This is a genomic window from Lawsonibacter sp. JLR.KK007, from assembly GCF_036941135.1.
Lineage (GTDB): Bacteria > Bacillota > Clostridia > Oscillospirales > Oscillospiraceae > Lawsonibacter.
In genome coordinates this window covers 567,984-581,312 of record NZ_JAYWSY010000003.1, presented here as the reverse complement: position 1 = coordinate 581,312, position 13,329 = coordinate 567,984, and the positions used below count along the sequence as shown (strand labels likewise).

At 64.6% G+C, this 13,329-nt stretch carries 12 protein-coding genes; 3 read left to right on the top strand and 9 right to left on the bottom strand.

Features of this window, described 5'->3' with window-relative positions; all coding sequences use genetic code 11:
- Positions 1-96: 96 nt before the first annotated feature.
- The 9 genes from VV088_RS21110 to VV088_RS21070 all read right to left on the bottom strand — a co-directional run bounded on the left by VV088_RS21110 (position 97) and on the right by VV088_RS21070 (position 8,152).
- Complete coding sequence (locus tag VV088_RS21110; RefSeq protein WP_334602625.1) at positions 97-633, bottom strand: hypothetical protein; 537 nt, start codon at positions 631-633, stop codon at positions 97-99.
- A 50-nt stretch (positions 634-683) separates the two neighbouring features.
- The gene (locus tag VV088_RS21105) at positions 684-1,049 is read right to left on the bottom strand and encodes a type II toxin-antitoxin system PemK/MazF family toxin (RefSeq protein WP_334602624.1); all 366 of its coding nucleotides are present in this window, start codon (positions 1,047-1,049) and stop codon (positions 684-686) included.
- Between the two features lie 303 nt (positions 1,050-1,352).
- Positions 1,353-2,513 carry an alanine racemase gene (alr, locus tag VV088_RS21100; RefSeq protein WP_334602623.1) on the bottom strand — a complete coding sequence of 387 codons (1,161 nt, stop codon included), beginning with the start codon at positions 2,511-2,513 and terminating at the stop codon, positions 1,353-1,355.
- 26 nt (positions 2,514-2,539) lie between these two features.
- On the bottom strand, positions 2,540-3,118 hold the full coding sequence (locus VV088_RS21095; RefSeq protein ID WP_334602622.1) for a hypothetical protein: 579 nt from the start codon (positions 3,116-3,118) through the stop codon (positions 2,540-2,542).
- An 18-nt stretch (positions 3,119-3,136) separates the two neighbouring features.
- On the bottom strand, positions 3,137-4,861 hold the full coding sequence (locus tag VV088_RS21090; protein WP_334602621.1) for an NAD(P)H-hydrate dehydratase: 1,725 nt from the start codon (positions 4,859-4,861) through the stop codon (positions 3,137-3,139).
- Positions 4,862-4,938: 77 nt separating this feature from the next.
- Entirely contained in the window at positions 4,939-5,385 is a 447-nt protein-coding gene (locus VV088_RS21085) for a hypothetical protein (protein ID WP_334602620.1), read from the bottom strand.
- Positions 5,385-6,302, bottom strand: a complete 918-nt coding sequence (locus VV088_RS21080) for a SufB/SufD family protein (protein WP_334602619.1) — start codon at positions 6,300-6,302, stop codon at positions 5,385-5,387. Before VV088_RS21080 ends, VV088_RS21085 begins: the two co-directional genes overlap by 1 nt.
- A gap of 13 nt (positions 6,303-6,315) precedes the next feature.
- Complete coding sequence (locus tag VV088_RS21075; protein WP_334602618.1) at positions 6,316-7,044, bottom strand: ABC transporter ATP-binding protein; 729 nt, start codon at positions 7,042-7,044, stop codon at positions 6,316-6,318.
- Between the two features lie 34 nt (positions 7,045-7,078).
- Positions 7,079-8,152: a hypothetical protein gene (locus VV088_RS21070; RefSeq protein WP_334602617.1), complete on the bottom strand. Its 1,074-nt coding sequence runs from the start codon at positions 8,150-8,152 to the stop codon at positions 7,079-7,081.
- Positions 8,153-8,589: 437 nt separating this feature from the next.
- Here VV088_RS21070 and VV088_RS21065 point away from each other — a divergent pair, with 437 nt between their 5' ends.
- From VV088_RS21065 to pheT, 3 genes are all read left to right on the top strand, one after another.
- Positions 8,590-9,426: a polysaccharide deacetylase family protein gene (locus VV088_RS21065; RefSeq protein WP_334602616.1), complete on the top strand. Its 837-nt coding sequence runs from the start codon at positions 8,590-8,592 to the stop codon at positions 9,424-9,426.
- A 34-nt stretch (positions 9,427-9,460) separates the two neighbouring features.
- Positions 9,461-10,486 (top strand): phenylalanine--tRNA ligase subunit alpha, encoded by a 1,026-nt coding sequence (locus VV088_RS21060; protein ID WP_334602615.1) that lies wholly within the window; start codon positions 9,461-9,463, stop codon positions 10,484-10,486.
- Positions 10,487-10,605: 119 nt separating this feature from the next.
- Positions 10,606-13,323, top strand: a complete 2,718-nt coding sequence (gene pheT, locus VV088_RS21055) for a phenylalanine--tRNA ligase subunit beta (RefSeq protein WP_334602614.1) — start codon at positions 10,606-10,608, stop codon at positions 13,321-13,323.
- Positions 13,324-13,329 lie beyond the last annotated feature (6 nt).

Here is a 13,329-nt window from a genome sequence, read left to right as displayed (position 1 = left end):
AACTCCTTCTATCCTTGGATTGTCTCATTATACTCGCTAACGCGCTGAATTGCAAACAAAACCGCCCGCTGAATTCAGCGGGCGGTTTTGTACAAATCATGCAATGGAATAGCTTCCCCGAACCAGCAGCTTCACGTCGCCCGAGGCGGTGAGGGTGCGATCCGCGATGGTGGCCATGTACAGGTGGTTGGCGGTGAGGGCCGTGCCCGAGTTCACCGTCCCGCCGGTGGACAGATCGATGAGCGCCGGGGCGGTGTTGGCCTTTACGGTCACGGCGCCGATGCGGGGCAGCAGCTCGCAGCCCACCCCCAGCGACATCACCTGTCCGCTGCTCATGGACACCAGCGTGTAGGAACCCGAGCTGGCCGGACCGGTCCCCGTCCCCTGGCCCGCCTGGGCCAGGTACTGGCTGATCTGAAAGGCCAGGGCCTGCTCCAGCTCCTTCTGCTTAGCGGCGGTCTTCTCCTCCGCCTGCTTGACGATCTGGGGGAGGGCGGTCTCGTTCAAATAGCTCAGGGTGACAAGGGGATCGGTCTGACCTCCCGCGGCCAGGGCCGCAGCCGTCCCCAGCAGGGCCGCCGACAGGGCCAGCGCCCCCAGACGGATGGTCCAACGCTTGTCCAATCTTCTCATAGGTACGCTCCTTCTTGATATGTAGGTCCCGCCGGGGGCGGGACCTGCCGTTACACCATCGTCTCCGGGTGGAGTCCAAAGCTCACGGCGATGGCGTTGTCCACCTGGCGCATCACGCCGTCGTCCAGACGGCCCATCTTCTCCCGCAGGCGGCGCTTATCCAGGGTGCGCACCTGCTCCAGCAGGATCACCGACTCCTTGGGCAGGCCGCAGCTCAGGGGCGCCACCGAGATATGGGTGGGCAGCCGGGCCTTCCCCGTCTGAGACGTGATGGCCGCGGCGATGACCGTGGGGCTGTGCCGGTTGCCGGTGTCGTTCTGCACGATGAGCACTGGGCGCACGCCGCCCTGCTCGCTGCCCACCACGGGGCTTAAATCGGCGTAGAAGATGTCGCCTCGTTTTACGCTGTTATCCAAGTACACTCACACTCCGCTGGAAGATAGCACCGCGTTACAGCCAAAACAGCCGTATGTAACGCTGTACTATGATTCTCCCACGGGGCGGCGGGCATTATACCAGAAAAACGCAAGTTTTTCTGGTATAAATTTGAGATCAGCCTCACTGGGGAAGAGCATCTGAGCCGTCATATGACCGCGCCCGGTCCCGGCCCACTCCAGCTGCCCGCCGCGCCTTCCACCCTGGAGGAGGAACAGCACCTCCTCCGCGCTCCATCCCATCTTATGCGGGGACAGGCCGGCCGGTCACGGCAGCGGGAGCCTTCAGGGCAGGCGGACGCCGTTCTCCCAGTACACCCGGGGCACCCGGGGGGAGATCCGGCACACCATCTCATCGGTGATGGTGCCGGCCAGCTCGGAAATGCGGTTCAGGTCCTTGTCGTAGATCACCGCCGCGTCCCCCACCCGCACCTGGGGCAGGGCGGTGACGTCGGCCATGCACATATCCATGCAGATGCGGCCCAGAACGGGACAGGGGGTCCCGTGGAGCTTCACCTTCAGCTTGTTGGACAGGGACCGGGGCAGGCCGTCGGCATAGCCGATGGACAGCACCGCGATCCGGGATTCCCGCTCCAGCACGGCGGTACAGCCGTAGCCCAGCTTGGCCCCCAGAGGCATGGCCCGCACCGAGGTGACCCGGGCCTTCAGGGTCATCACCGGACGCAGATCGGGGGCGCCCCGGATCTCGCTGGCCGGGTCGGGGTAATGGCCGTACATGGCGATGCCGGGCCGCACCATATTCATATGGGTCCAAGGATAGTTTAACACGGCGGCGCTGGAGGCGCAATGGTAATTTTTCAGAAAAATGCCAGACTGCTCCAGCACCTCCCGGGCCTCCCGGAAGCGGCGGCCCTGGAGCTCGGTGTAGTCGATCTCCTCGTCGGCGGCGGCGAAATGGGTAAACAGCCCCTCCGCCCGCAGCCCGGGCAGGGCGCACAGCTGGCGGATCTGCTCCACCGTCTCCCCCTGGCTGCCCTCCCGCCACATAAAGCCCAGCCGGCCCATGCCGGTGTCCAGCTTGATGTGGATGGCCAGCTCCTTCCCGGCGGCCGCGGCGGCGGCGGACAGGGCCCGGCCCAGCTCCAGGTCGCCCACCGTCTGGGTGACATCGTACTCCATCAGCTCCCCGGCCAGCTCCACCGGGGTCTGGCCCAGGCAGAGGATGGGGATGGTCACCCCCGCCTGGCGCAGCTCGACGGCCTCGGCCAGACAGGCCACCGCCAGCATCTCCGTCCCCAGCTCCTGGAGCTTTCTGCCGATGGCAGGGGCTCCGTGGCCGTAGGCGTTGGCCTTCACCATCCCCAGCAGCTTCACCGGCTCGCCGGGGGGCTCGCTCATCCGGACCCAGTTGCGCAGGGCGTGGTAGTTGTGGGCCAGGGCGTCCAGATCGATGTCCACCCAGGCGCGGCTCTCTCGTTTGTCCATCCTTCGCAGCTCCTTTTCTCGTTCGTTCAACTCGGGGTAAATTGGGTCACCTCGCACAAAACCACTCGGAAGCCGTCCACACTCACCTCACCCCGCACCAGGGCGTGGGTGGACGCGTCGAACCACAGCACCGTCTCGGTGCCCGAGCCGGGGGAACCCGCCGGATCGCCGCAGTCCACCCGGAGAAGGGTATCCTCCTCCTCCAGGGCGCAGGCGGTGATGTAGCCCGACTTCGCCGCTTCCAGCAGGGCGGGCAGGGCGGAGACCGGGGTGAGGCCGCCGGCGTCCAGGGGGCCGGTCTCCACCGACACGCCGTCAAACTCCAGCCGGCTGTCCTCCCCGGTAATCCGGGCGGTGAGTCCCGCCACCGTCTCGGGGGCGGACAGGGTGAGTACCGTCTCCTCCCCGCTCACCGCCGCGGCCAGCTCATACTGGTACACCCGCTGGCCGTAGTCGGCGGTGACCGATACCTGGACCGCGCACCGGTCCATAGCCAGGTATTCGCCCCGAATGGTCAGGGCCAGCTCCTCCGCCTCGCTCACCCCAGGCTGTCCGCAGCCGGTGAGGAGGGTTGTCATCAGTACGCACAGCACCAGCTTGCGCACAGCGTTACCTCCGTTTTCTTAGCGTTCGCACCACTGCCGCAGGACCTGGGGCAGTGCCTCAATGACATCGGCGGGCAACATGGCGTACTCCCCGAAGTTCCGGGCGCACAGGTCGCCGGCCAGACCGTGGAAACAGACGGCGGCAGCCGCCAGCTCCGGGGTGTTGTCCCGCTCCTGACGCAGGTGCTTCTGTCCCAGCAGGGCGGCAATCATCCCCGCCAGCACGTCCCCGGAACCGCCCTTGGCCATGCCGGGGTTGCCGGTGGCGTTGATACAGGCGGAGCCGTCGGGAGCGGCGGTGACGGTGCCCTGGCCCTTGAGGACCAGCACGCAGCCGTGGTCCCTGGAAAAATCCCGGGCGGCGGACAGCCGGTCCTTCACCGGCAGAGCGCACCCCGTCAGCCTGGAAAATTCCCCCTCGTGGGGGGTGAGGACGGTGGGGGCTCTCCGCCTGTCCAGTACATCTATATGCCCCGCCAAGGCGTTTATGCCATCGGCGTCCAGCACCACCGGAAGGTCCAAATCAGTTAGCAGGGACAGCACCAGCTGCTTCACCCTGGGACTGCGCCCCAAACCGGGGCCGATCAGGGCGGCGTCGCAGCCTCCTGCCCGCTCCAAAATGGCGGAGTAGTCCTCCGGCAGGGGGAAGGGCATGGCCTCGTCGCACTTGACGGCCACGATGGGGTAGATTTCCTGGGGAACCCCTAAGTACACCAGCCCCGCCCCGGTGCGCAGAGCGGCCCGGGCCGCCAGAACGGGGGCGCCGGTGCAGCCCTCCGACCCGGCCAGGATGAACAGCTTGCCAAAGTCCCCCTTGTGGGCGTTCCGGGGGCGGAGCGGGAGCTGGCTGTCCGGCTGGTGCATGACCTCCAGCCGGGGCAGCGCCCGGAACATCTGGTATTCTAGGTCATGGGGGATGCCGATATCCACAATGCGGGCCTCCCCGGCCCGCCCGGCTCCCGGACCGGAGTACAGCCCCGGCTTGCCCCGGGTGAAGGTGACCGTTACCTTGGCCTGAACCGCCTCCCCCAGCACCTCGCCGGTGTCGGCGTTCACCCCGGAGGGGACGTCGCAGGCCACCACCGGACAGTTCATCCGGCTCTGCATCTGCAGCACGGCGGTGCGGAACACCCCCTCCACCGGGCGCTTCAGCCCGATGCCAAAGAGGGCGTCCACCATCACGTCGCAGGTGGAAAGCCAGGCGAGGATTTTCTGCTGTTCGCAGTCCATGGTGGCCTCCAGGGTGGAGCGGTCGGTCATGTCTACGGAAAAATCCTCCAGACGGCCCCCGGCGGCAGTGAGCCTGTCCTCCATGGCCGTTTCGTCCGGGGTCATTTTGGCCCGGTCCCCCACGAAGAAGGCCCGGACGCGGCAACCGCCCTGTTCCATCAGCAAACGGGCGCAGGCAACCCCGTCCCCGCCGTTGTTGCCCGGACCGCAGAACACCGCAATCCGGGGGGTGGGGTCGGTGTTTTTCCCCTCAATGATCTCCCGCAGCTCCTCTGCCTGACGCTCCTCCTCGTCAGTAGGGGGCGGGCCGTCCTTTTTGCGCATGACGATCATGGAGGAAACGCTGCTGAGGACAGGGCTGAAACCGTCCTCCTCCGGGTGGAGCAGCTCCCACACCGTGTCTGCCACGGCCCGGGCGGCGTGCTCCATCAGCTCCAGGGAGGACACCCCCCGCTCCTCAATGGCCCGGCGGTCCAGCTCCTTCATTTGGGCGGCGGTGGCTAAGGGCAGCACAGCAAAAACTCCTCTCCAGCATAAAATTCCACGACGGCTTCTCCTTGGCTCACAGACTGACGCATCATGATGCGTCCCTACAGTGGCATATGGCGGTAACGCCCCAGGCCCAGGGCGTCGAACTCGTCCTCGCCGGGCCTGTGCCACACGCCGATGGCGTTCAGCAGGCGGTTGACAGTTCTTTCTCCCTCGACGGGCCCCAAGACCACCTTCCCCCGCTCCAGCAGCACCCCGGCCTGGGTGCCAACTCCACCAGCGTAGTCGGTCTCAATATAGGCCAGGGGGCCAGGGCGGGCGGCCCCCTCCAGAGCCCAGCGGATGGCGGAGGTAAACAGGGCCAAGGGGGAAGGCAGCTCCCGATCCGGCTCGTCAAACAGCTCGGTGATATCGTCAAAAAGAGCGTCCGTGAGATAGACCAAAGCGCAGTCCTGGGGCAGGTCCACCACTCGGGCCTGTACCCAGCAGTCCGCGAAAACTTGGATGGCCTCCCGCTTGCCGATAACGGCTTGAATCTGATGGCCCATTACTTCAAAAACCCGTTGACGATCTGTTCCTCGGCCTCCTTTTCGGTCAGGCCCAGGGTCATGAGCTTGGTGAGCTGCTCCCCGGCGATCTTGCCGATGGCGGCCTCGTGGACCAGCTGGGCGTCCAGGCAGTTGGCGGTGACCTCGGGAATGGCGGACACCACCCCCTCGTCCATGATGATGGCGTCGCACTCGGAATGGCCGTAGCAGGCGGCGTTGCCGTTGATCCGAGCCAGGAAAATCTGTTTGGACTGGTCCCGGGCCACGGAGCGGGAAATGACGTTGGTGTGGCAGCCCTCGCCGTCCAGGTCCACAGTGAAGTCGGACTTGGCCAGCTGCTTCCCGTGGGTCATCACCTTCTCCTTGATGATGAGGGTGGCGTTGGGACCCAGCTTGGCGGTGGTGGTACGGACGGTGGAGTCCACCCCCTTGATCTGGGTGGTCTCCATCTCCATGTAGCCCCCCTCCTCCATCTCCACCACGGTGGTGGGGTTCATAATGTTCTCGCCGGAGCCGTCCCCCTCGCCGTAGTGCTTTTCCACATAGCGCACCCGGGCATTTTTGCCCACGTGGAAGGTATGGATGCCCGAGTGCTCCGAGCTCTGCACCCCGCAGTTGTGGATGCCGCAGCCGGCGATGATGGTCACGTCGCTGTCCTCACCGATGAAGAAGTCGTTGTACACCATATCCTTCAGGCCGCTCATGCTCAGCACCACCGGGATGTGGACCGATTCGTGTTTGGTACCCGGCTTGATGATGATGTCGATGCCATCCTTGTCGGTTTTGGTGACGATGTCGATGTTGGCGGTGGTGTTCCGTCCGGCCTTCTGGCCGTTGGCCCGGATGTTGTAGGCCCCCTCGGGGACCTCGTGGAGCCCGGCCACCTGCTCCAATAAACTCTTCTGAATTGCGTCCATAATTATTTTCTCCTTATTTAACCTTGTCCGTCAGCGCGGAACACACGCCGGGCGCGCCCCCCAGCAGGGTGGGCAGCACGTCCTTCCGGGGACCGTCGTTGACCACCCGGCCGTCGGCCAGGACGATGATCCGGTCCGCAATGTTCAAAATCCGCTCCTGGTGGGAGATAATCAGGATGGAGCCGTTGATCTTCTTGTGCAGCTGCTCAAAGACCTGGATCAAGTTGGTAAAGGACCACAGGTCGATGCCCGCCTCCGGCTCGTCAAAGACGGACAGGGCCGTCCCCCGGGCCATGATGGTGGCGATCTCGATGCGCTTCAGCTCCCCGCCCGACAGGGAGGCGTCCACCTCCCGGTCGATGTAGTCCTTGGCGCACAGCCCCACCTCGGACAGATAGCTGCACGCCTCGGGCACCCCGATGTCCTTGCCGCTGGCCAGGGTGATCAGGTCCTTTACCGTCAGCCCCTTGAAGCGCACCGGCTGCTGGAAGGCGAAGCTGATCCCCTTCCGGGCCCGCTCGGTGATGGACAGCCCGGTGATGTCCTCCCCGTTGAAGAGGATACTGCCCTGGGTAGGGGTGAGGATGCCGGCGATCACCTTGGCCAGGGTGGACTTGCCGCCGCCGTTGGGACCGGTGATGGCCACAAAGCGTTCGCTGATGGTCAGATCAATATCGTGCAGGATGCCCTTGTTGTCGCCGTCCTGCTCTACGTCGTAGCGGATATGCCGCAGTTCAAGCATGGGGAAACCTCCCTAATCTTTTATCGTGTTGGTGTTATGGGGCCGTCTCAATCATTGGCAGCCCAACAATCTCAAACAGCTCCCAGTCGAAGGAAAGCCAGGAGAAGGCACCGCGATCGCTGAGGCTGCAGGCCCATACGCAGGCGTTGACCTGACACTCCTCCGTGGTCCCGTTCCGCTCCACAAGGACGGGGACGGCCACCACCGGCAGAGCCGCGCCCCAGCGGTCCTTGGACACGCCTATGGCGACCCCCCGCCGGTCGGGGTACTGGGTCTGCTGCGCATACTCCCCGCCCACAAAGAAGCGGTCCGGGATGGTATCCGGCAGGCGGAGGCGGACCGCGCCCTCCTCAAAGGACCAGGAATAGTCCTCCAGCAGGAGCTGGAAGGTCGTCTCGCTGAGATAGCGGTCCCTCCGGCTGCCAAACAGGCCGGTGTCCAGTTCTTCCCCGTCCTGATAGATCACCGGATTGGCGCCGCCCTCCTGAAAGGCGCCGGTCAAAAACTCCACAATGGGATATTCTGTGCCATCTATTTCCAGGGCGTCCCCAATGTGTAGGGCGTCCAGGCGGCTGGTGGAGGTATCCGGGTCCCACTCCAGGCGGAAGCCCAGGTTGGAGTAGCCGATGTGCCGGTTGGGGTTGGTCCGCCAGAAGTTGTTGGTGTTGTCCCCGGCCAGGTCCCGCAGGGTGACCATCATCCGCCCGTCCAGGTGAAAGGCGGGGACGGGCAGCCCGTTCACGTACACCCGGATGCCGCTGGCGCAGACGCTGCCCAGGACCTCACCCGGCATTTCACAGGGGACGGGGACGTAGTTCGGGGGCGTCTCCGGCCGCCGGACGGAATCCGCATAGAGGATGCCGGCCTCCGGGTCCCAGCGGACGGAGAAGCCGTAGTCCGCCAGGTCCTCCACCGCGATGGCCATGTTCCCGTCAACGTTGACCGAGGGGATGGGACAGCCGTCTACATAGGTGACGATCTCGGTGGCGCGGACCTCTCCGAGCCTGGCGCCGGGAGGGACCCCGGCCTCCTCCGCCCCGCAGGCAAGGCCGGACAGCGCAGCTGCGGTGGCCAGGGACAGCAGCAGCGAAAGGGCGCGTGTTCTCATGATGTTGGATGTTCCTTTCTGTTTTTCTCATTGTAACATAGAGTACCTTTTTTGTCCAGATTAATTCCCCCGCAGTTCTGACGGTTTTTCAGATGGTCCGTTTTCCAAAATTATACCCCTTTTCCTCTTGCATTACAAGATGATTTGTGATATAAATGTAGGGAACGCCGCATTCAGCGGCCGGAAAATGCGTTGAACGGGAAAATAGCGGGAAACACTCCGCAGAGAGGGGCGGCCGCCGGCTGAAAGCCGCCCCGGAGTCCAGCCCGCTTGGTTCGCCCGGGAGCGGCCCCCGAGAGGGGGACGGCCCCTCCGCCGTTACCGGAGGTCAAGCGCGCGCCGCAGGCGCGAATGCGGGTGGTACCGCGGAAGGATTGCCTTTCGTCCCAGCACTGGGGACGGAGGGCGTTTTTATTTGAAGCATGGGGGTGTTTCCCTTGAAATGGCTGATATCCACCTTTTTATTCCTCTTCAGCACACTGATCGGTCCCCGCGCCGGTTCCCTGCCGGAGCAGCTCCCTCAGCCGCCGCCGGAGCCGCCCGCGGTTCTCACCCCCGCCCCGGAGCCGGACGCCGATCCGGACCCGCCCAACACCAAGCTGTACGTGCTGATGTACCACCACTTTGTCCCCGAGGGAGTGCCCTGCAACAACTGGATGCTCACCGACGTCCGCCTGCGGGAGGACCTGGAGTGGCTGGACAGCCACGGCTATGTCACCGTCCTGCCCAGCCAGCTGGCCGCCGGGGAGCCTCTGCCCCAGAGGGCGGTCATGCTCACCTTTGACGATGGGTACGACAGCAACTACGCCCTGGCCTACCCCCTCCTTCAGGAGTACCAGGCCAAGGCGGTGATCTCCCTCATCGTCAAGTACACCCAGGAGGAGGTCCCCGGCTTCCTCACCTGGGACATGTGCCGGGAGATGTCCAGCTCCGGACTGGTGGAGTTCGGCTCCCACACCTACGCCTCCCACGACGAGGAGGAGCACGGCATCAAGCGCCGCTGGGGCGAGAGCCGGGAGGACTACGAGGCCCGGCTCTTCCCCGACCTCCAGACCAGCATCGACCGGATAGAGGAGAACCTGGGCAGTCCCCCCCTCCTCTTCGCCTACCCCAATGGCCTGAAGGAGTCCTGGGCCGCCGGGTTTATCCAGGACCACTTCGCCATCACCCTCACCACCAAGCACGGAGCCTCCGACCTCTCCAAGGGGCTGTACAGCCTGAACCGCTGCAATGTGTCCATGGGAGTCCCCGTGGGGGACATCCTCCCCGATTGACCCCGCCACCAATCCAAAAGAAGGAGTTTTACCGATGAAAGAACAGTTAGCGAAAATCGAACGCGAAGCGCTGGAGACGATCACCAAAGCCGCAGACCCCGCCGCTCTGGACGAGCTGCGGGTGAAGTACCTGGGCAAAAAGGGGGAGCTCACCGCCGTCCTCAAGCAGATGGGCAAGCTGTCCGCCGAGGAGCGGCCCGCCATGGGGGCCCTGGCCAACGAGGTCCGCGCCGCCCTGGAGGAGGCCATCGAATCCACCGCCCAAAAGCTGGCCGCCTCCGCCCTGGAAGCCCGGCTGAAGGCCGAGGCCATCGACGTCACCGTCCCCGGCAAAGCGGCCAGGCAGGGCCACAAGCACCCCATGTACCGCGCCCTGGACGAGATCAAGGACATCTTTGTGGGCATGGGCTTCACCGTGCTGGACGGCCCCGAAATCGAGCTGGCCGAGCTGAACTTCGACCGCCTCAACGCCGAGGAGGGCCACCCCTCCCGGGACTGGTCGGACTCCTTCTACTTCGACCGGGACGCCCGGGTGATGCTCCGGTCCCAGACCTCCCCCATGCAGGTGCGGGCCATGGACTCCATGCCCCTGCCCATCCGCATCATCGCCCCCGGCCGGGTCTACCGCAAGGACGAGATCGACGCCACCCATTCCCCCATGTTCCACCAGGTGGAGGGGATGGTCATCGACAAGCACATCACCATGGCCGACCTGAAGGGCACCCTGAACCTGCTGGCCGAGGAGCTGTTCGGAAAGGGCACCGTCACCCGGTTCCGGCCCCACCACTTCCCCTTCACCGAGCCCTCCTGCGAGATGGACGTGCAATGCCACAAGTGCGGCGGCGTTGGCTGCCCCACCTGCAAGGGCGAGGGCTGGATCGAGCTGCTGGGCGCGGGGATGATCCACCCCAACGTGCTGCGCATGGCCAACATCGACCCCGAGGAGTGGTCGGGCTGGGCCTTCGGCATGGGCCTGGAGCGCACCGCCATGCGCCGGTTCAAGATCGCCGACCTGCGGCTGATTTTCGAGAACGACGTGCGGTTTTTGGAGCAGTTCTGATGGGGCTCCGCCCCATACCCCGGCCCTCGCCGGGCGGGCGCTCCTTTCTTGAAAGAAAGGAGCCGAAAGAACTTTTCCGTTTTTTGATAAATTAACGCTTGCAAGAGGAGTTTGTAGATATGAATTTAAGCAGAAAATGGCTCAACGAGTTTGTTGAGATCGACGCCGGCGACCGGGACTTCGCCGAGGCCATGACCCTCTCCGGCTCCAAGGTGGAGCTGACCCACGACATGGGCGGGGAAATTTCCAACGTGGTGGTGGGACGCATCCTGTCCATGGAACGCCACGAGAATTCCGACCACATGTGGGTGTGCCAGCTGGACGTGGGCAAAAAGGAGCCGGTCCAGATCGTCACCGGGGCGTGGAACATCCATGTGGGCGACCTGGTCCCTGTGGCCCTCCACAAGTCCACCCTGCCCGGCGGCAAGAAGATTGAGAAGGGCAAGCTGCGGGGGGTGCTGTCCAACGGCATGCTGTGCTCCCTGTCCGAGCTGGGCCTGGACGAGCGTGACTTCCCCTATGGCGTCATCACCGCCGCTGCCCTCCTGAACGACTACCACCCTATCGACCCGGACAAGCCCTCCATCCCGGCGGAGATCGAGCTGGGTCACAAGATTTTCGGCTCTGTGGTGGCTGCGGGAGCGGGTGAAGTGAAGTCCCTGGGGGACGGCCGCTGGTCGGCAGCCCTGGTTTGGGCGGAGAACGGGACCCCTATGGGCACCACTGTGGAGACCGTCTGCCAGAACATCCACTCCATGGATCTGGTGGCCTTCAACACCAAGACCCGCACCATCTGCACTCTGGCCGACCTCCACGCTGAGCAGCGGGAGTTCCCCCACTGCATCCCCGACGGCATCTTCGTCCTCCAGGAGGACTGCAAGCCTGGGGATGACATCAAGGCCGTCACCGGCCTGGACGACCATGTCGTTGAGTTTGAGATCACCCCCAACCGGCCCGACTGCCTGTCCGTCATCGGTCTGGCCCGGGAGGCGGCGGCCACCTTCAACAAGCCCTGCCGCTTCCACACTCCGGAGGTCAAGGGGGGCGGGGAAGGCGTCCTCCCCGAGCTGCTGGATGTGGAGACCCCCGACCCGGAGCTGTGCCCCCGGTACACCGCCCGGATGGTGCGGAATGTGAAGATCGGCCCCTCCCCCAAATGGATGCGGGAGCGTCTGCGGGCCATGGGGGTGCGGCCCATCAACAACATCGTGGATATCACCAACTACGTCATGCTGGAGTACGGCCAGCCCATGCACGCCTTCGACTACCGCTATGTGAAGGGCGGCAAGATTGTGGTCCGCCGGGCCCAGGACGGGGAGGAGCTGACCACCCTGGACGGAAACGTCCGCAAGCTGAATTCCAACATGCTGGTCATCGCTGACGACACCCGGGCGGTGGGTCTGGCCGGCATCATGGGCGGGCTCAACTCCGAGATTGTGGAGGACACAGTGGACGTGGTCTTCGAGTCCGCCAACTTCGACGGCACCACCATCCGCAAGACCGCCCTGGCCCTGGGCATGCGCACCGAAGCCTCCGCCAAGTTTGAGAAGGGGCTGGATATCCTCAACACCCTCCCCGCCGTCAACCGGGCCTGCGAGCTGGTGGAGCTGCTGGGGGCCGGCCAGGTGCTGGACGGGGTGATCGACATTCTGAACTACGTCCCCCAGCCCACCGTTCTGAAGGTGGAGCCGGGCAAGATCAACGCCCTGCTAGGCACCGACGTGTCGGAAAATGTGATGTACACCATCCTCCAGAAGCTGGGCTTTACCACCACAAAGGAGCGGGGTGTGGTGGAAGTCCCCTCCTGGCGGGGCGACGTGAAGGAGATGGCCGACCTGGCCGAGGAGGTGGCCCGGTTCTACGGCTACAACAACATCCCCACCACCCTGATGAAGGGCCAGACCACCCTGGGGGGCTACTCCCCCGAGCAGAAGCTGGAGCGGACCCTGGGCTCCGTCTGCCGCGCCTGCGGCTATGACGAGATCATCACCTACTCCTTCATCTCCCCCACCTGGTACGACAAAATCGGCTGGCCGGAGAACGACTTCCACAGGAAGTCCTTCAAAATCCTGAACCCCCTGGGGGAGGACACCTCCATCATGCGCACCACTACCCTGCCCTCCATGCTGGACATTCTCGCCCGGAACTACAACTACCGGAACAAGGACGCGCGCCTGTATGAGCTGGGCCGGGTCTATCTCCCCGGCAGGGAGGACGGTCTGGCCAGCGAGGCCAAGATACTCACCCTTGGGGCTTACGGCGAGGGCTTTGACTTCTACGATTTGAAAGGGACAGCAGAGGCCATTCTGAACGGTATCCGGGCCGAGGACATCCACTTCGAGGGCTCCCTGGGGGCCCCCTCCGACGGCTCTTACCATCCTGGCCGCTTTGCCACAATTTGGTGCGGCACCAATCAGGTGGGTGTAATGGGCCAGATTCACCCCAACGTGGCGAAAAATTTTGGTGTGGACGGGGAGCTGTACTGCGCCGAGTTGAGTTTCGATTCCCTGTACCATCACGCCATGGGCGCCGACCCGGAGTACGTCCCCCTGCCCAGGTTCCCCTCCGTCACCCGGGACATCGCCGTGGTGTGTGATGAGGCCGTCACGGTGGGCGCGCTGGAGAAGGCCATCCGCAGGGGGGCCAAGGGTCTGCTGAAGGAGGTCTCCCTCTTCGACATCTACCGGGGCAAGGGCATCGACGAGGGCAAAAAGTCCGTCGCCTTCAACCTGGTCCTCCGGGCGGACGACCGCTCTCTCACCTCCGAGGAGGCGGACGAGGATGTGAAGTCCATCCTGGCCGCTCTGGAGAGCGAGTGCGGAGCCAAGCTGCGGTAAGGAGGC

Coding starts and splice junctions, on each gene's coding strand:
- VV088_RS21110 (WP_334602625.1), bottom strand. CDS start 633: ATGAGAAGATTGGACAAGCGTTGGACCATCCGTCTGGGGGCGCTGGCC.
- alr (WP_334602623.1), bottom strand. CDS start 2,513: ATGGACAAACGAGAGAGCCGCGCCTGGGTGGACATCGATCTGGACGCC.
- VV088_RS21085 (WP_334602620.1), bottom strand. CDS start 5,385: ATGGGCCATCAGATTCAAGCCGTTATCGGCAAGCGGGAGGCCATCCAA.
- VV088_RS21080 (WP_334602619.1), bottom strand. CDS start 6,302: ATGGACGCAATTCAGAAGAGTTTATTGGAGCAGGTGGCCGGGCTCCAC.
- VV088_RS21075 (WP_334602618.1), bottom strand. CDS start 7,044: ATGCTTGAACTGCGGCATATCCGCTACGACGTAGAGCAGGACGGCGAC.
- VV088_RS21070 (WP_334602617.1), bottom strand. CDS start 8,152: ATGAGAACACGCGCCCTTTCGCTGCTGCTGTCCCTGGCCACCGCAGCT.
- VV088_RS21060 (WP_334602615.1), top strand. CDS start 9,461: ATGAAAGAACAGTTAGCGAAAATCGAACGCGAAGCGCTGGAGACGATC.
- pheT (WP_334602614.1), top strand. CDS start 10,606: ATGAATTTAAGCAGAAAATGGCTCAACGAGTTTGTTGAGATCGACGCC.